Origin of the sequence: Accumulibacter sp., from assembly GCF_023806625.1 — a bacterium.
Taxonomy (GTDB): domain Bacteria; phylum Pseudomonadota; class Gammaproteobacteria; order Burkholderiales; family Rhodocyclaceae; genus Accumulibacter.
Genome location: NZ_JAMTDX010000057.1, coordinates 90434 through 107760 on the forward strand (window position 1 = coordinate 90434; position 17327 = coordinate 107760).

A 17327-nucleotide genomic window follows, 5' to 3' on the forward strand; every position below is an offset into this window, starting at 1 on the left:
ATTCCGGTGTATGGGATGCAGGCGGCAGGGAGCATGCAGCGGGCAGGGAGCATGGCCTCCCGGAGCGTTTCGCTGGGGGTGCCAGCGTTTGCAGGAGGCGGGAATGACGCATACGGCTTTTCGCCTGCAGGGCAGCACAAGGGAGCCTGACGCTGCACACCGCGGCACCGGTCTGCTGATGACCGCGACACTCGTCCCGCCGGCGGGGGCCGTGGCGCGCAATGATCCGGAAGAGCGCCTGAAGGACTACCTCGATGCGCTCGACTTCTATCTATCCTTGCCGCGGGACGTTGTCGATCGCATCCTGTTCGTGGACAACTCGAACGCTGATCTGAATCCGTTGCTCAGCTTCGTCAGTGCCCGTGAGCACGACAAGGATGTCGAACTGATCAGTTTCGCGGGCAACGATCACCCGGTGCAGCGAGGCAAGGCCTACGGCGAGTTCCGGCTGATGGACTTCGGGCTGGCGCAGACCAGTCTGTTTGCGCCAGACGACCTGATCTGGAAGACGACCGGTCGCCTGAGGTTCCTCAACCTTGCCGAAATGTCCCGGCAGTGCAGCGGAATGGAATTCGACATCCTGTGCGACCTGCGCAACGTGCCATGGGTCAATGCGCGTAAGTGGCGGGACCACGAGAACATGGATCTGCGCGTCTTTGCCTTCCGACGGCGTGCCTACGACGCCGTATTCCGCGGTCTCTGGCAGGATCATGAGGAGGGTTTCGACGCAAACTTCCTGTTTCATCGTGTGCGTGAGAGCTTCCCCGGGCTGAGGATCATCCACCGCTTTCCGGTTCAGCCTGTCCTTCAGGGAATCAGCGGTCGGCACCTGCACGATTACCTCTCGCCGCAACAGCAGAGCAAGGATGCGATTCGCCGGTTTCTGCGCATGGCTGCCCCGTGGCTATGGCTGTGAGACGGTTGCCGACCCTTCCGTTCCGGGTACTCGGGATCTCAGACGTTGTGCCTTGACGCCGAGCATATCGGCCTCAGGCGACGCACGACGACATCTCAGGAAGCGACCGTCGTCGCGTAGCGTGTCCTGGTCTGGCTTAGCGTCAGTTGCGTTGCCCACTTCCAGAGTGGGTCGCCCCACGGCGTAAACCGCGGCAGCTGAAAGACGTCGTCGCCTGGTCGGGCGACGCCTTGGGCGGTGCTGACCGCCCCCCTGAAACCAAGGCGCCGGACGATGTCGACATGGGTCTGGTCGAAATCCCGGAAAGGTCTGCCGTTCGGGTAGGCGAAAAGATCGACCGGCGCGTCGATGATTTCCTCGAGACGCCGGCGACCGGCGGCAATCTCCCGTTCAGCCTCGTGAGGACCCAGCGCGGTCAATATCGGGTGGCTCACGGTGTGGGCACCGATTTCCATCCCGGCCCGGTGCAGCACCCGGACCTGCTCTGCCGCCATCATCAGGCAGCCGGGCAATTCACGCACCCGGCAGAGTTCCTGGACGCGCGAGACCGCTGCGTTCCGCTCTTCTGGGCCAAGGTACTTGATCCGCGCGAGCAGGGTGTCGATCGCTGCTCGCCGGTCGGGCAGGCTGGTCAGCGGGCGGCGCCCCAGTCCGAGAAAACCCAGGTCCAACTCGTTGAGCGGGGAGGTTCTGACCGACTCGATCAGCGAGTCATTCCACATGCGGCCGCCGTCGAGAAACCCGGTCGTCACGAAGAAACTGGCCACCAGACCGTGGCGCGCGAGGATTGGCAGGGCGATCTCGGCGTTGTCCCGGTAACCGTCGTCGAAAGTGATCACCAGCGACCTTGGCGGCAGATCGCCGGCGGCGATCTGTGACACGGCCGTGCCGAGCGGGAGCACTGTGAAGCTCTTGCCGACCAGGCGCATCAGCCTTTCGAAGCGCCTCGCGTCTGGTTCATTGGGAAAGAGCGGATCAGGCTGCGCACGCACGCGATGGAAGATGAGGATCGAAAGCCGCGCTCCGAGCGCCGCGTGCGTCAGCCCGACGGCGGCCCTGCTGGCCGCCGCAATCACGGCATCCACGATTCCCTCCTGTCTCGCGACGGCCGGCGCGTCCATGGCTTCAGGCCGGCGCGCGCCGCTGTTCGCGCAAGCTTGCATCGACCAGAACGATCAGCGAGATGATGTAATAGATCAGGTCGAAGTGTGCCAGACTCAGAAAAGCTCCTCCGGCGGCGAATCCGACAAGGCTGACCTGAACCATGCGCATCAGCATCGGCGCCCATGAGCTGTACTCCGGATGGCGCTCGGCTTCCTTGGCCAGCGTGCCGGCCCTGCGCCAGCTGCTGATGCCGAGAAGGACGTAAAGGATCAGACCCGGAAAGCCGTGTTCGCCGAGCATCTGAAAGTAGATGCTGTGTGCCACCAGGACGGTGCCGCCGCCCTTGTAAGAGCCCACTTCGCCTGGCGAGTAGAGGGCATAGACCTGTGGGGTATCGACGACGAATCCGCCGCCGACGATCGGCCGGTCGACGGCGAGATTCCACATCGTCAGCCAGGCGTAGAGGCGAGACATCGCCGACGAGTCCTCCTCGTAACTCTGGATCGTCTGCATCCGGCCGCTCCAAGAGTCGGGCATGAACGCCACCGCTGCAGCGACCACGGTAGCGATCAGGATGGTCGTCAGCACCGGGCGTTTGCCCTTCAGTCCGAGCAGGGTTGCCATGCTGATCAGCGCGAGAAGCGCTCCTCTCGACTGGGTTCCGAGGATCGCGAAAGGAAGAGTCACCAGGCAGCCGATGAGGGCCAGACGTATCACACGGCGGGTGGCCACCTGATAGAGATAGTAGAACAGTGGCAGAAGGATCACCAGTGAGAGGCCGAAGGTATTGTTCTCCGACGCAAATCCTCCGGGTGGCCCCCAAACTCTCCCGCCGCCGCCCGTGAACATCGTCCACAGCCCGCCCTTGACCCCGTACAGACCGATGGACAGCGCGATGACCCAGACCAGTCGCTCGATTGACTGACGGCCGCGGAGGAGCATCAGGGTGAGAAAGATCATCAGATGGATCTTGAGTACGAAGAGCCAGCGATCGAGTACGATGGACCATGCGTTCAGCGCAAAGAACGAGGTGATGGTCATCCACAGCAGCAACAGCAGGTAGAGTACCGTAATCGTGTTGATCGGGAATGGCCGCCGCTCGCGGGAAAAGGGGAACGCGATCAGCGTCGCGATGCCCACCATCTGGGAAAACGGCAGCGAGGTGGCGAACCCGTAGGCACTCTTGTGCGGATTCATCATCCCCAGCCAGGCCCAGACGTAGGTGCCCACTGACGGGCGGTAGAGGATGAACGGCAGGGTACCGACGATGATCAGCGTGATCAGGATGTCGCGCATCTGGTTCCTCTCGGGACACCCGCCGCGCAATGCCGGGAGTGCGCGGTGTCAGCGTGGGGCGTTGGCGCTGGCGCCGGGTATGGCAATATGCGAGGCTGTCCCGGCGCGGCCTCTGGCCGCCGGGCTGGTCGTTGTCCTGTCCGCGGCGAGCGACGCCGAAGAAGCGGTTTGCTACGGTTGATGCGGCAATCAGCCACGGGCGTTGTCTCCTTCGACGGCGAAGGCCTTGACCCGGCTGACGACGTAGCGATACTTGCCCGAAGATTCGTTGACGATTTCCGGAACCCGTTCGATCCCGATGTCGACCGACTCGCCCAGCCGGGCCTTGAAATCGCGGACGATTCGTTCTTCGGCCGAGCGATCGAATGCGGGTCCGGCGACGAGTCGGACCACCGTACGGTCGAGTGACAACTGTTCGATCCGGAAGCGCTCGACGCCGGGAAGGTCGCGAACGGTGTAAATCAGCGCCAGACCATGCATGACCGTGCCGTCGCGGGCGACGACGAAGTCGGTCGTCCGGCCCTGCACCTCGTCGAGTACCGGCAGCCCCCGGCCACAGGCACAGCGCCGGGTGCCGAGGATTCCCACGTCGCCCGTTCGATAACGGACGAACGGAAAATCGGCGGTGGCCAGGTGGGTGACGACGATCTCGCCGGCGTCGCCGGGCGCCGTCGGCTGGCCGTCCGGGCGAAGCGTCTCGACGACGATGTCCTCGGCGCTGACGTGCAGGCTGCCGGCCGGGCACTGGTGGGCGATGAATCCGGCATCACGCGCTCCGTAACCGTTGGCCACGGGGCAGCCGAAAACCTCGCCGATCAGTTGTCGCTGCTCGTCGTAGAGCTTTTCGGACGTGACGAAGGCGACGCGGATGCCCAGACCGCTCATCTCGATTCCACGGTCGCGGGCGTGCCGGGCGATCAGCGAAAGGCTCGATGGATAGCCGAAGAGCATCGCTGGCCGCAAGGCGCGAATCGTCTCGACGAAGCGGTCGAGATTGTTCGCCGACATTTCGAAGGCTGGCAGAAGATGACTCCTGAGCAGCGCGTCGCGCAGTCGCCGGACCCGGTCCTGGGCGCCGAGTTCGATCGGACTGCCCCAGACGACGAGTTCCCGGTCGCCGATATCGACGTTCCACCAGCGCGTCGCACGCCACTTGGCGGCCACGTCGTGGCTCTTGCGTCCCTTGCCCATGAAGAAGATCAGCGGCTCGCCCGACGAACCGCCGGTGTTGTAGCGGGTCAGTGGGCCGTGTCCCTCGGCCTTGAGGCGCTCGACGTTGGCGCGGATCGCCGGCTTGTCTAGCAGAGGCAGTGCCTGGAGGTCGGCCGTGGCGCGCACCGACTGTGGGTCGAAGCCGGTGCTGCGGAAGAGGTCACGGTAATAGGGAACGCGCCGGCCGACTTCGCCGAGGAAGGCCCGCAGTCGCCGCTTGCGATCTTCCTCGATGCGTTCGGCCGGCCACCACTGGCTCTGCTCGAGCCGCTTGAGGACGGCCACGGTCTGGTGTCCCTTGAGGCGCTCGTGCAGGGGAAACAGGAGGTGCGAACAGACGGCCGTATACAGGTTCAAGCTTAGCTCCCGATTGCCGCGGCGCGGCGGTAGGCCCCGAGCCATTGCTCGCGGACCGTCGGCCAGGCGTAGCGTGCGGCCTGCTGCAGGCCGACGTTGCGCAGACCCTCGGCGAGGTGGCGGTCGCGAAGGACGCGCAGCGCTTCGCGGGCCATCGCCTCTTCGTCGCCGACCGGTACCAGCAGGCCGGACACGCCGTGGGTGACGATATCCGGAATTCCTCCTGCGGACGTGCTGACCACCGGAACGCCGCTGGCAAAGGCTTCGAGTATCGATATGGGCATGTTGTCGACGGTGCTCGGGTTGAGCATGCAGTCCGCCGATGCGTAGAGGGCCGGGATCGCCTCGTTGGCGATCCGCCCCGCGAAGTGCACGCTGTCCTGCAGATCCAGCGCTCGAACCAGCGCCTGCAGGCGTGCGAGTTCCGGTCCGCTGCCGGCGATCGTCAGGCGTGCTCGCGGGAACACGACACGGATGCGCTTGAACGCGCGGATCGCCGTCGGCACGTCGTATATCGATTCGAGGTTGCGCGTGATGACGAGGTGGGGGGCGTCGCCGAACGAGCGCTCGGGGGACGGTGCAAAACGGGTCAGATCGATGATGTTCGGAATGACTTCCGCGGGGAGACCGTGGCGCGCAAAGACGCGCTCGAGGAACGGCGAAGGCGTGACGCGCAACGCAGCGGCGCCGAGCAGCGACCGGACATGACGCGGCGCGCGGGCGAGAAACGAGTCAGCCTGACCGCCACGGTAATTGACGATCACCGGGGTCTTCCTGATCTGCGCGACGAGTATCGCCGGGGAAGCGAAGAGATGCCAGGACCACCCGGAGTTGGCGAAGAGGTGCATCACCCCAGCTTGGCCGCTTGCCCGCCAGAGCGCCCGCAGGTAAGGAACGAGGCGGAAGCCGGCGCGGACCACCGGCAGCTGGCCGATCCAGGCCGGCCGGTACGGCGGATTGGTGCGCACCAGCTGCACAGCGCAGCCTTCTTCGCACAGCAGACGGACGAGTTGCTCACACTGATTGGCCATGCCGCCAGACGGCGGCGGCAGCGGGCCGACCACGCAGACCGACGGGACTGCGGATCGGTCGACGGGCGATTCGCTGCTGGCGTGGTCCGTGCTCGAGGTCTCGTCGCTTCTGACGGTCCTTCGCTCGTCGTCCCGAGAGGCACGCCTGCCTTCGGCATCGCCGGCCAGCGAGTTGGGGCCAGGCGTCACAGTGAGCAGGCAGGAGCCCATGCTAGGCATCGAGATGCCGGTCGATCCGCGACAGATGGGCATTCCAGCTGTAGCGGGCAAGCACGCATTCGCGGGCGGCACTGCCGATCGCTGCCGCCCGCTGCCGGTCTGAGAGCAGCAGTCCGACCTCGGCGACGTACTCGTCGGCCGCCCCTGCGGCCAGGAAATCCCAACCCGGGACGGCGTCGATCGCTCCCGCGCACTGCTTCGAAGCGACGACCGGCAGGCCCATGGCCATCGCTTCGAGAATCTTGTTCTGCACCCCGCGCGCCAGTCGCAGCGGCGCGACGACGGCCGCCGCATGACGCAGATAGGGGCGCACATCCGGAACCGTTCCGGTCACCGAGATCCCCGGCCCGGCGAGCGCCTGGACGGCCGGCGCCGGGCTGCGCCCGACGACGTTAAAACGCAGGGTCGGCCAGTCGGTCTGCAGGCGAGGGAGCACCTCGGCAGCGAACCAGGTCACGGCATCGACGTTCGGCCAGTAGTCCATTGCTCCGGTAAACACGAGCGGGATCTCGTTTTCGGCGAAAGGGGAGGGGAACTCATGAGCCGGCGAGAAATAGTCGGCATCGACACCGTTGCCGATCGCTTCGACCTTGTCCGCGCAGTCGGGCGCGAGGTGGCGAAAGAGGTCGGCTTCGGGCTCGGTGACGAAGAAGCAACGCTCGGCACCGAGAGCGACGGAGCGCTCGAAACTCAGCAGTCGCTCGCCCTCGCGGCGATAGAGCCAGGACAGCGGCCAGCAATGGTTGGTCGCGTACTGCGTCCACTTGGCCGAGTCGACGTCGACGAAATCGACGAGCCGGCGCAGACGCGGGGACCCCTCGACGAACTGGGCCATCGCCGACGAGAAGACCACCGCGGCGTCGATCCGGTGTTCGCTGAGGACTCGATCGACCCAGCGCTGAAGCTCGCCGCTGCGATAGTAGGGGAGAGTCAGCGGACTACGGCGGGCCAGACCGCTGAGGCTGCGGATCCTCGCCGCCGCCGGAACGAGGCGCGCCGCGTGCATTTCCGCGCAGTAGCCGGCCACGGTGTCGAGGTAAGCGTCGTCCTGCGGATCATCGATGAAAGTGGCGAGGAACACGCGATGTCGCTCGGCGAGGTGCTTGAGCAGGTGGAACGAGCGGACCTTGTCCCCCTTGTTCGGCGGATACGGAAGTCGATGCACCAGATAGAGAAGGTTGCTCATTCGCGGGCTAGCAAAGGAAGGTTGTGTCCGGGCCAAGGCATGACCGGCTCGTGCACATGGTGGCGCGCCGGGAATCAGGACGTTCAACGGCCAGCCGAGGCGGAAACTGTAGCACGGCGCCCGGGCTCGAGTCCGACCTCCGGTCTTGGGGCGATCGGCGACCGGACTCGGACGAGGCTGCTGCTGGACCTCTCTGTCGGCAAGACATCAGAACCATGTCCCTTTCTTGGCCATTCGGGAACTGTGCTGCGCCTCGAATCCTGGAGCGCAGGTTGCAGAGTAGCGCACTTGCGCGAGCTGTTTTGCCAACTACTGCGCGAAGCCCCTGCCCTCGACTTCGGAATTCCTGTTGATGGGCGATGGGCGGCCGGCAGGATTCGTGTTCGCCAGAGCTTGCCGCGCAGACATTCGGAAACAGAGCGCCTCGCTGATCTGACGGCCGCAAAAAGACAACGGGCGCCCAAGGCGCCCGTTGCTCTTTTGCGGTCGGGTGGCCAATCAGAAACTGTGGGTGATGCCGGCGCCAATTGCGTAGTTGTTCTCGCCGGCCGCTCCGACCACACCCGGGACGGCAATCACCTGTCCCGGGACGAACACGGTGCTGTTGTTGTTGAAGTAGCTGTAAGCACCATAGAGGGACGTGCGCTTGGACAACGGATAGGTGTACATCGTGCCCGCGCCCCAGCTCACGCCGTCCGAGACGCCGCTCTGATAGTCAGCGGTCAGCCTGCCGTAGCTCAGGCCCAGCGTGCCACGACCAAGCGGCGCGCTGACGCCGAGAGTCCACAGGTTGCTGCGGTCCAGACCGCCGGTGACGCGCACGTCGTTGTCGTTGTTCAGTGCCTGATAGCTCGCGAAAAGCTTGACGACCTGGAAGTCCCAACTGCCGCCGGCGTACCATTCGCTGATGTTCCCACCGAAGCCGGGGAGCTTGACACCCAGCGGGCTGAATTCGGTCACGCTGATCCTCTGCTGAAAGAGCAGGTCAAGGTTCAGCGGGCCGTTGGCGTAGTTCACGCCGATCCCCCATTTGCTGTTGTCGTCGGGGCTCACCGTGTTGCTGTTGTAGATGCCCCTATTGACGCCTTCGCTACCGGTTTCGCCAAAACCGTAAATCGCGCTGACCTGCAGGCCCGACCAGTTGGGGCTGGTGTAGGTCACCGCGTTGTTGAAACGAGCGGGACTGTTGGGGGTGATCGTGTAGCCGTTGAGCGCGCTCAAGCTCGACTGGATGCTCATGTCGCTGGCGTCGAGTGCGTCGTTCCGGGCGGTGGCGTTGAAGCCCGGCGCGTACTGGCGGCCAAGGGCGACGGTACCGAAGCCGCCGGCGAGGCCGACGAACTGCTGCCGGGCGTTGAGACCGCAGGTCCCGACGCCGCAGTTGATGTCGGGGTCGAGACCGTACTCGAGCGTGAACACCGCTTTCAGCCCGTTGCCGAGTGCCTCTTCGCCCCTGAAACCGAGGCGGCTTCCGGCGCCGACGCCGCTGATGCCGCTGAAGGTGTTCTGGCCGCCGTTGGCTCCGTTGCCCGAACTGTACAGATACGCGAGGTCGAGAACGCCGTAGAGGGTGACGTTGCTTTGCGCCGACGCGCTTCCCGACGCACACGCGGCAATCGCCAGCGCAATGATTTTCTTGTGCATTTTTGCAAGCTCCCAAGTAACCGCAACACTGTTCCGCAGAGACTGACCGCTGCCCGGTCGGCTCGGTCGAGCGAGCCAAGTCCGCGGACGCGATTCTGGCAGACGCGGGGAACTCGGCGCAACGGCGAGAGAGGCATGACGTCCGCTCCGTAGCCGTTCGTTGCGTCGACGCCACGCTCCGGCAGCGATTGCCTTCCGGGTCGCGGCGGCGCGCTGGTTGGATTTCCGGGGGCAGGCGCTTTGCCGGCCTTCCTGGGTGCATCCCCGAAGATCGGTGGTGTCAGGAGCCTCGAGTCAGGTCAACAAAAAAAAGCGGGCGCCGAAGCGCCCGCCGGGGAGACTGCGCGAGACGAACTCGCTCAGAAGGTGTGACGCAGGCCAGCGAGGAAGGTATTGTTGTCCTGGTTGACCGCACCGACACCGGCGACCGGACCTGCGTTGAGCGCCCAGTTGTCGTTGCCGTTCCACACATAGCCAGCGTAGAAGGTCGTGCGCTTCGACAGGTTGGTCGTCCAGGCGATCATCGCCGAGTCGTTGTTGTTCACCAGCCAGTCTCTGCCGAGCAGGTGTCCGCCGTCCCACATCAGCTGGGCATAGGCGAGATGGATGTTGCTGTTGCCGAGGACCGGGATGACCGCGCCGATCGACCAGAGCTGGTTGTCGAGGTTGACGGCGTTCTTGTCGTTCTGCGCCTGGTAGCTACCCATGATCTTGACGACCTTGAAGTCGTAGCTCGCGCCGACGTACCACTCGTTGATGTTCTGGCCGTTGGCGCCGAAGACGGCGAAGCCGGGCGTGCTGAGGATCGAACCGCCGGTGACGAGCCCGCGCTGCTGATAGACCAGGTCGGCGTTGAACGGCCCACTCGCGAAGTTGAAGCCGACCGCCCACTTGCCGTTGACGTCCGGGTTCGTTCCCGCGCACGCTCCCGCAGGAGCCGCCGCTGGGTCGCAGGTCTGGCTGCTGAACGTGCCGTTGGCGTTCGCGGTCTCGCCGAAGCCATAGATCGCTTTCGCGCTGAAGCCGCCCCAGTTCGGGCTGGTATAGGCGATCGCGTTGTTCCAGCGGGCCGCGTTGTTCGGCGTGATCGTGTTCCCACCCTGCGCCGACAGATAGGACTGCGGCTCGAACGCTGCGCCGGCGGCCGGATCGTTGTTGGCCGTGGCCTGATAGCCCGGCGAGTACTGGCGGCCGAGGGTCAGCGAACCCCAGTTGTTGTGAGCCAGACCGACGAACGTCTGCCGCGCGTTGGGGCCGTACGAGGCGTTGCCAATACCGCTGTTGGTGTCGGGGGTGATGCCATATTCGAGCGTGAAGATCGCCTTCAGGCCGTTGCCAAGCGCTTCCTCACCCTTGAAGCCGATGCGCGAACCGCTGAGCAGGCCCGACTGGATGCCGCTGAACTGGTTGCTGCCGCCGATGGCCAGAATGGGCGGATTGGTGCCCCCCGGGAGGCCGTTGTCGCCCTTGCTATAGACATAGCCGAGGTCGGCGATGCCGTAGAGCGTGACGTTGGTCTGGGCAACGGCAGCGCCCGAGGCGAGGCCGGCGACCGCCAGTGCGATGAGTTTCTTTTGCATGGTGAATCTCCTCTAGGTTTGAGATCGGTGAGCGTGGCTGCTGCCTCACCAAACTGTACCTCTCGAAAGGAAAACGAGAAGTTGGGGCGATTCTGGCAAAGGGCGCTGGGCTGAGCAAGTTCCCCGCACGTTTTCGTGTGTTGCCGGGCAGTGGTTGTTGTGTTTTTGCAACGGGCGTCGCAAATCGTCATACAGCCGTGTCGTGCCCGGTTTCGGAAGTCGCTGCAGGTCCCCGCGGCGCGTCCGCAGGGCCGGGCAGCGATCGCCCGAAAAGCCCGGCCAGAGCGGCGCCCGGGTCGGCGGCGCGCATGAATGCCTCGCCGACGAGAAAGGCGTGGACGCCGTTCCCGCGCATCCTGTGTACGTCGGCCGGCGCGAGGATTCCACTCTCGGTGACGACGGTGCGCGCGGAGGGTATTCGCGGTAGCAGCTCGACGGTCGTCTGCAGGTCGACACTGAAGCTGCGCAGATTCCGGTTGTTGATCCCGACCAGCGGCGTGCGCAGTTGCAGCGCGCGGTCGAGTTCGTCGGCGTCGTGGACCTCGACGAGCACGGCCATGCCGAGTTCGCCGGCCAGCGCTTCGAGGTCGCGCATCTCGGGCAGGTCGAGCGCGGCGGCGATCAGCAGGATCGCGTCGGCGCCGATCGCCCGCGCCTCGTACACCTGATAGGCGTCGACGATGAAGTCCTTGCGCAGCACCGGCAGCTCGCAGGCCGCACGCGCCGCCTCGAGATACGCCGGATGGCCCTGGAAGAACTGCCGGTCGGTGAGCACCGAAAGACAGGTCGCGCCGTGCCTCTGGTAGCTGCCGGCGATCGCCGGCGGATCGAAGTCGGCACGCAGCACGCCACGTGAAGGGCTGGCCTTCTTGATCTCGGCGATGACCGCTACCCGGCCGGCGGCAATCCGCTGGCGGATCGCGCCAACGAAGTCTCGCGCTGCGGGCTGGGCCTCGGCGAGCTCGCGCAGTGCGGCGGCAGGAGTCGCGGCGATCGCCTCGGCGACCTCGTCGCGCTTTACGGCGAGAATTCGCTGCAGGATGTCGCTCATCGTTCCCCCGCGATCTCGGCGCTCCCGGCGTCCTCGAGTGTGTCGGCGAGCAGCTCGGCAACGCCGAGGCGCACGCCGAGCGAAGGCAGTTCGATCTCGTCGTCCGGCGAGTAGTCGTAGAGGACCCAGTGGTTTTCCGGATCGCGGCGAAAGACCTCGATCCGTTGCGCGGCCAGGTCGACGAGGACGTACTCGCGCAGACTGTCGAGCTTGCGATACGCCGCGAACTTGCCGCCGCGATCGAACGCCGCCGTCGACTCGGACAGCACTTCGGCGACGAGGACCGGGTGGCTGACGTAGTCGGGAGTCAGGCGGTCGCGCGGATCACAGGTGACGGTCACGTCGGGGTAGAAGAAGCAGTCGGCGGCCTCGACGCGCAGCTTGATCGCCTCGATGAACACGCGGCAAGGACTGCCGCGCAGTTCACGGCGCAGGGCCGTGTAGAGATTGCCTGTCGCCACGTTGTGCGACTGGCGAACGCCGACCATCGCGAGCACTTCGCCGGCGAGGTATTCGTGCCGCCCGGTCTGGGTTTCCTCCCAGGCGAGGTAGGCTGCGGCATCGAAACGCGCTTCGCGCTGGGGCAGGGCCATCAGCGAATCGCCGTCGTGCGGTCGTTCAGCCGGCGAGGCGGCAGGTCAGCGCAGCGAACTCGTCGACCCGTGCGCGGGCGGCGCCCGAGGCGATGACCTCGAAAGCACGGTCGACGCCGTCCTCGAGCGTCCCGGCCAGGCCGCTGACGTAGATGCTCGCCCCGGCATTGAGCGCGACGATGTCGCGTGCCGCGCCGCCGCGATCCTCGAGCGCGGCGAGCAGCATCGCCTTCGACTCCTCGACGTTGGCCACACGCAACACTTTCGGGTCATGCACCGGCAGGTTGAACTGCTCGGGATGGATCACGTACTCGGCCACGCGACCGTCCTTGAGTTCGCCGACCAGCGTTTCGCCCGAGATCGAGATTTCGTCGAGCCCTTCGCGGCCGAAGACCGACAGCGCGCGCGAACTGCCGAGCCTCTGCAGCACGCGCACCTGGATGCCGACGAGGTCGGGATGGAAGACGCCGAGTACCTGGCTCGGTGCTCCGGCCGGGTTGGTCAGTGGTCCGAGGATGTTGAACAGCGTGCGCACGCCGAGTTCGCGGCGAACCGGGGCGGCGTGCTTCATCGCGCTGTGATGGTTCGGCGCGAACATGAAGCCGATGCCGATCTCATCGACGCAGCGCCCGACCTGTTCGGGCGTCAGGTTGATGTTCGCGCCGAGCGCTTCGAGCACGTCGGCGCTGCCCGACTGCGAAGACACCGATCGCCCGCCGTGCTTGGCGACGCGTGCGCCAGCGGCAGCGGCGACGAACATAGCGGCGGTCGAGATGTTGAAGGTCTGCGCGCCGTCGCCGCCGGTCCCACAGGTGTCGACGAGGTGCGTCCGGTCGGCGACCTCGACCTTCGTCGACAGTTCGCGCATCACCTGCGCCGCCGCCGAGATTTCGCCGATGGTTTCCTTCTTGACCCGCAGGCCGACGATGATCGCCGCGATCATCACCGGCGAGACCTCGCCTCCCATGATCTGGCGCATCAGCGAGATCATTTCGTCGTGGAAGATTTCGCGGTGTTCGATGACCCGCGCGAGTGCATCCTGGGGCTTCATCGACTGTGCTCCTCGAGAAAGTTCTTCAACAGGTCGTGGCCGTGCTCGGTGAGGATCGACTCGGGATGGAACTGCACACCCTCGACGGCGAGTGTTCGGTGGCGCAGGCCCATGATCTCGCCGTCGTCGGTCCACGCGGTGACTTCGAGACAGTCCGGCAGCGAACTCCGCTCGACGGCCAGCGAGTGATAACGCGTGCACTGAAGCGGACTCGGCAGGCCGCGAAAGACTCCCTGGCCGGCGTGATGAACAGGCGACACCTTGCCGTGCATCAGTTTCCTGGCGTGGACGACGCGGCCGCCGAAGGCTTCGCCGATCGCCTGATGCCCGAGGCAGACGCCGAGCAAGGGGATCCTGCCGGCGAATTCGCGGATCGCGGTCAGCGAGATGCCTGCCTGCGCCGGCGCGCAGGGACCCGGAGAGATGACCAGCAGCGCAGGCTTGAGTCTGGCGATGTCGGCGATGCCGATCGCGTCGTTGCGAAAGACCTGGACCTCTTGTCCCAATTCGCCGAAATATTGGACGAGATTGTAGGTGAACGAGTCGTAGTTATCGATCATCAGCAGCATGAACGCGATACCCCTCTGTTCGGCAGCGGTCGATTGGCCGTTTTCGCCATCTGACATCCGCTTTGCCGGTCGATGGCCGCTCGTGCCGACGGCGCGGAATCGAACGGGCGAGAGGCCCTATTCTCCCGCAGATCGCTCCCGGTTCAAAGTCGCCATCGTCCAGGGCATCGGCTCACGCCAGAGCATCGACGAGGCGTGTTCTCGGGGCGCTCGGTGCGCAGGGTCATGGTCTTCCCCTGTTCGTCCGGCCGGTGCGCTGTGCTGTTGCGCCGGGATGCCGATCAGGAGGGCGGGCTGCGCAGGCGAGTGCGTCAGTCTGGTTCAGTTGCGCCGGCGGCCGTAGAGGCGGGCGAACTCGTCGAGACGCCGGGCGTGCCACGGCTCGACCTGGCGCCAGTCGAAACGCCATTCCCACGAGCCTTCGCCGAGCCGCGGGTCGTTCATCCGGTGCGCCGAGTCGAGGCCGAGCACGTCCTGCAGTGGAATCACGCAGGTCGCGGCGACTGAAGCGCAGGCCAGGCGGATCAGTGTCCAGTGGATGCCTTCGTCGTCCTCGTCGCCGACGCCGAGGTAGGCGCGTACGTACGCCTGTTCGCCGTGGCTCAGCGATTCCCACCAGCCGCGGGTCGTGTCGTTGTCGTGAGTGCCCGTATAGACGACCGTGTGGGCATCGTAGTTGTGCGGCAGGTACGGGTTGGCCGGGCTGCCGTCGAAGGCGAACTGCAGGATGCGCATCCCGGGCAGACCGATGGCCTCGCGCAGCGCATTGACTTCGGGGGTGATGATCCCGAGATCCTCGGCGATGATCCGCAGCGGGCCCTGTGCGTCGCCGAGTTCGCGGCGCATCGCGTCGAAGACGGCGATTCCCGGGCCGGGTTGCCAGCGGCCGTCGATCGCCGTCTCGGCTTCGGCCGGGATCTCCCAGAACGACTCGAAGCCCCGGAAATGGTCGATGCGCACGAGGTCGCAGAGCTTCATCGTCTGACGCATGCGCTCGACCCACCAGCGATAATCCTCGGCGGCATGGGCCGGCCAGCGGTAGAGCGGGTTGCCCCAGCGCTGCCCGGTGGCGCTGAAATAGTCCGGAGGAACGCCGGCGACGACGCGTGGCCGACCGTTCCGGTCGAGGTCGAACAGTTCGCGGTTCGCCCAGACGTCGGCGCTGTGCGCGGCGACGAAGATCGGCAGGTCGCCGATGATCTCGACGTGCCGCGAATGCGCGTAGGCCTTGACTGCGGCCCATTGTTCGGCGAAGCGCCACTGACAGAACTTCCAGAAGTCCACCTCGTCGGCGTGCTTGCGCCGGGCTTCGCGCAGCGCGTCGCGCTTGCGCAGCGCCAGCGGTGCGGGCCAGTCCTGCCATAGCCGTCCTTCGCCGCCGTACGCGTGGTCGAGGGCCATGAATAGCGCGTAGTCGTCGAGCCACGCCTTCTCCTGAGCGCAGAAGTCTGCGAAGTCGTCGCGGCCCGGAGACTGCTTGCGCGCGAAGAAGTGCCGGGCTGCACGGCGCAGATGAGCGATCCGGAAGCGTCGAACCGCGCCATAGTCGACCCGCCCCGCTGGAAAATCGGGCACTTCGGCGAGTTCGGCTTCGCCGAGCCAGCCGGCTTCGCGCAGCTGCTCGAGGTCGATCAGCAGTTCGCTGCCGGCGAAAGCCGACGGGCTGATGTACGGCGAGTTGCCCGGGCCGACGCTGCCCAGGGGCAGCACCTGCCAGAACGACTGGCCGGCGGCGGCGAGCCAGTCGACGAAGTGGCGAGCCGCGGGTCCGAGATCGCCCGATCCGTGCGGACCGGGCAGCGAGGTCGGGTGAAGAAGAACGCCGTTTCGGCGGGGCTGGGCAGTCATGGGGTCCTCAGTGTCGATCCGTGGGCGCCGGGAAGCGAAGGACTCGTGGTCGACCGTCTTCCGCGAAGCGAACAACCATAATCGTAACGCGCAACGCGGCTCAGCGGCATCGCCGCGCGGCCGCCGGGTCGCGGCGGGTGCTCGGAGGCCTCGCCCGGCGGTCGGCGTTCCACCTGCCGATTGACCCCCTGCAGGCGGATCTCCGATACTCTCGCCAGCGGTGGAGGCCTTTCCGCCGTACTGCTGATCAGGATTGCGCGGACAGTGAGAACAATCGGATCGCCGGGTGCCGGGTTCGCGTCGCAGAGGCGATCGCTGCCGGGTCCCCGCCTGGTGTACGTGGTGGCCGGTCGACATGGCTAGCCGGCTGCTCCTCGCCAGGCGGGCTCTGCGTCCCGCGCGCCTCCCGGCATGGCTGATCCTGCTCACCTACGTGGTCCTGACGCTGATCTGCGGGATCGTCCTGCCGCGCGTCGAGCAGCAGTACTTCGCCGGCTTCAGTCACGAAGCGTCGGCCAGTGCCGCACTGGCGGTGCTGTCGACGATCGCCTCGGGGATGATGGCGCTCGCTGGTGTCGTCTTCGCGCTCGGCTTCGTCGTCGTCCAGTTCAGCGCGGCGGCCTATTCGCCACGCCTGATCGCTGCCGTTCGCCGCGAAGTGCAGCTCGTCCACGGGCTGGGCCTGATCGTCGCCACCTTCGGCTACGCGATCGCGACGATGGCCTGGACCGATCGCGGCGGGAGCGGGCGGGTTCCCCTGCTTTCGCTGCTCGTCGTGATTGTCCTGCTCGGCCTGAGTCTGCTGGCTTTCTCGCGCGTCGTCCTGCGCCTCGAGGCCTTGCAGGTCGGCAATGTCCTGCGCTTCATCGGCCACCAGGGCCGCGAAGTCATCGACGCCCTCTTCCCGCCGCTCGATCCGCAGGCCGCGACGGCGCCAGGCGGATTTGCCGCAGCCCTCGATCAGGCCCGGCAGCGACCGGTCCTGCAGGAGCTGCACCACGGCGGTGAGCCGGTGAGCGTGACCGGCTTCGACAAGGCCAGACTCGTCGAGCTTGCCGAGAGCGTCGATGCGGTGATCGCCATGGAGTGTGCGGTGGGCGACACGCTCGTCGAGAACACGGTGATCCTGCGCGTTCACGGCGGTAGGCGGCGCCTTTCCGAAAGCCTCCTCCTGGAGACGGTGGGTCTCGCCGCGCAGCGCACTTTCGACCAGGACCCGAAGTATGCGCTGCGGTTGCTCGTCGACGTGGCGATCAAGGCCCTCTCGCCGGCGATCAACGACCCGACGACGGCCGTTCAGGCGATCGACCAGATCGAGGACCTGCTCCGCCGCCTCGGGCGGCGGACGCTCGATGCCGGTCTGGCCAGCGATCGCCACGGCGTCCTGCGCCTGGTCTTTCCGACCCCCTCGTGGGCCGATTACCTGACCCTGGCCTTCGACGAGATCCGCCAGTACGGTTCCGGCTCGCTGCAGGTGATGCGGCGCCTGCGCTCGGCGCTACTCGATCTCGCCGACTCGGTTATCGGGGCGGACCGGCAGGAGACCGTCCGGCGTTATCTGCATCATCTGGACCTAGCCGTCGAACAATCGCACTTCGACGCCGAAGACCAGGCGATGGCGCTGCAGGGCGACCGGCAGGGCCTCGGCCTTTCCCGCGGCCGTGGGTGAC

14 protein-coding genes are annotated in these 17327 nt (G+C 66.0%); 2 read left to right on the forward strand and 12 right to left on the reverse strand.

Features of this window, described 5'->3' with window-relative positions; all coding sequences use genetic code 11:
• Window positions 1-103 precede the first annotated feature (103 nt).
• Window positions 104-916, forward strand: a complete 813-nt coding sequence (locus tag NFW05_RS10670; RefSeq protein WP_295306202.1) for a hypothetical protein — start codon at window positions 104-106, stop codon at window positions 914-916.
• Between the two features lie 95 nt (window positions 917-1011).
• Here NFW05_RS10670 and NFW05_RS10675 read toward each other — a convergent pair whose 3' ends face one another.
• The 12 genes from NFW05_RS10675 to malQ all read right to left on the reverse strand — a co-directional run bounded on the left by NFW05_RS10675 (window position 1012) and on the right by malQ (window position 15657).
• Window positions 1012-2001: a polysaccharide deacetylase family protein gene (locus NFW05_RS10675; protein ID WP_295306204.1), complete on the reverse strand. Its 990-nt coding sequence runs from the start codon at window positions 1999-2001 to the stop codon at window positions 1012-1014.
• Between the two features lie 40 nt (window positions 2002-2041).
• Window positions 2042-3316 (reverse strand): putative O-glycosylation ligase, exosortase A system-associated, encoded by a 1275-nt coding sequence (locus NFW05_RS10680; RefSeq protein ID WP_295306207.1) that lies wholly within the window; start codon window positions 3314-3316, stop codon window positions 2042-2044.
• 189 nt (window positions 3317-3505) lie between these two features.
• On the reverse strand, window positions 3506-4885 hold the full coding sequence (locus NFW05_RS10685) for a phenylacetate--CoA ligase family protein (RefSeq protein ID WP_295306210.1): 1380 nt from the start codon (window positions 4883-4885) through the stop codon (window positions 3506-3508).
• 2 nt (window positions 4886-4887) lie between these two features.
• Window positions 4888-5916, reverse strand: a complete 1029-nt coding sequence (locus NFW05_RS10690; protein WP_295306213.1) for a glycosyltransferase — start codon at window positions 5914-5916, stop codon at window positions 4888-4890.
• Window positions 5917-6127: 211 nt separating this feature from the next.
• Window positions 6128-7321, reverse strand: coding sequence for a TIGR03087 family PEP-CTERM/XrtA system glycosyltransferase (locus NFW05_RS10695; RefSeq protein ID WP_295306216.1), 1194 nt, complete (start codon window positions 7319-7321; stop codon window positions 6128-6130).
• A 498-nt stretch (window positions 7322-7819) separates the two neighbouring features.
• Window positions 7820-8965 carry a porin gene (locus tag NFW05_RS10700; RefSeq protein ID WP_295306219.1) on the reverse strand — a complete coding sequence of 382 codons (1146 nt, stop codon included), beginning with the start codon at window positions 8963-8965 and terminating at the stop codon, window positions 7820-7822.
• 359 nt (window positions 8966-9324) lie between these two features.
• The gene (locus NFW05_RS10705; protein WP_295306221.1) at window positions 9325-10545 is read right to left on the reverse strand and encodes a porin; all 1221 of its coding nucleotides are present in this window, start codon (window positions 10543-10545) and stop codon (window positions 9325-9327) included.
• A 187-nt stretch (window positions 10546-10732) separates the two neighbouring features.
• Entirely contained in the window at window positions 10733-11596 is an 864-nt protein-coding gene (gene trpC / locus NFW05_RS10710) for an indole-3-glycerol phosphate synthase TrpC (protein ID WP_295306223.1), read from the reverse strand.
• Entirely contained in the window at window positions 11593-12189 is a 597-nt protein-coding gene (locus NFW05_RS10715) for a Uma2 family endonuclease (RefSeq protein ID WP_295306226.1), read from the reverse strand. Before NFW05_RS10715 ends, trpC begins: the two co-directional genes overlap by 4 nt.
• Before the next feature lie 25 nt (window positions 12190-12214).
• The gene (gene trpD, locus NFW05_RS10720) at window positions 12215-13240 is read right to left on the reverse strand and encodes an anthranilate phosphoribosyltransferase (RefSeq protein ID WP_295306228.1); all 1026 of its coding nucleotides are present in this window, start codon (window positions 13238-13240) and stop codon (window positions 12215-12217) included.
• A complete protein-coding gene (locus tag NFW05_RS10725; RefSeq protein ID WP_295306285.1) occupies window positions 13237-13809 on the reverse strand; it encodes an aminodeoxychorismate/anthranilate synthase component II in 573 nt (190 codons plus the stop codon). Before NFW05_RS10725 ends, trpD begins: the two co-directional genes overlap by 4 nt.
• A 321-nt stretch (window positions 13810-14130) precedes the next feature.
• Window positions 14131-15657, reverse strand: coding sequence for a 4-alpha-glucanotransferase (gene malQ, locus NFW05_RS10730; RefSeq protein ID WP_295306230.1), 1527 nt, complete (start codon window positions 15655-15657; stop codon window positions 14131-14133).
• A gap of 355 nt (window positions 15658-16012) precedes the next feature.
• Between malQ and NFW05_RS10735 the strand changes: the two genes are divergently transcribed.
• Complete coding sequence (locus NFW05_RS10735) at window positions 16013-17326, forward strand: DUF2254 family protein (RefSeq protein WP_295306232.1); 1314 nt, start codon at window positions 16013-16015, stop codon at window positions 17324-17326.
• Window position 17327 lies beyond the last annotated feature (1 nt).

Excerpts from the sequence above, each read along its gene's own strand:
- malQ (WP_295306230.1), bottom strand. The coding sequence starts at position 15,657 with ATGACTGCCCAGCCCCGCCGAAACGGCGTTCTTCTTCACCCGACCTCG.
- NFW05_RS10715 (WP_295306226.1), bottom strand. The coding sequence starts at position 12,189 with ATGGCCCTGCCCCAGCGCGAAGCGCGTTTCGATGCCGCAGCCTACCTC.
- trpC (WP_295306223.1), bottom strand. The coding sequence starts at position 11,596 with ATGAGCGACATCCTGCAGCGAATTCTCGCCGTAAAGCGCGACGAGGTC.
- trpD (WP_295306228.1), bottom strand. The coding sequence starts at position 13,240 with ATGAAGCCCCAGGATGCACTCGCGCGGGTCATCGAACACCGCGAAATC.
- NFW05_RS10680 (WP_295306207.1), bottom strand. The coding sequence starts at position 3,316 with ATGCGCGACATCCTGATCACGCTGATCATCGTCGGTACCCTGCCGTTC.
- NFW05_RS10705 (WP_295306221.1), bottom strand. The coding sequence starts at position 10,545 with ATGCAAAAGAAACTCATCGCACTGGCGGTCGCCGGCCTCGCCTCGGGC.
- NFW05_RS10695 (WP_295306216.1), bottom strand. The coding sequence starts at position 7,321 with ATGAGCAACCTTCTCTATCTGGTGCATCGACTTCCGTATCCGCCGAAC.
- NFW05_RS10700 (WP_295306219.1), bottom strand. The coding sequence starts at position 8,965 with ATGCACAAGAAAATCATTGCGCTGGCGATTGCCGCGTGTGCGTCGGGA.
- NFW05_RS10690 (WP_295306213.1), bottom strand. The coding sequence starts at position 5,916 with ATGGCCAATCAGTGTGAGCAACTCGTCCGTCTGCTGTGCGAAGAAGGC.
- NFW05_RS10735 (WP_295306232.1), top strand. The coding sequence starts at position 16,013 with ATGGCTAGCCGGCTGCTCCTCGCCAGGCGGGCTCTGCGTCCCGCGCGC.
- NFW05_RS10725 (WP_295306285.1), bottom strand. The coding sequence starts at position 13,809 with ATGCTGCTGATGATCGATAACTACGACTCGTTCACCTACAATCTCGTC.
- NFW05_RS10670 (WP_295306202.1), top strand. The coding sequence starts at position 104 with ATGACGCATACGGCTTTTCGCCTGCAGGGCAGCACAAGGGAGCCTGAC.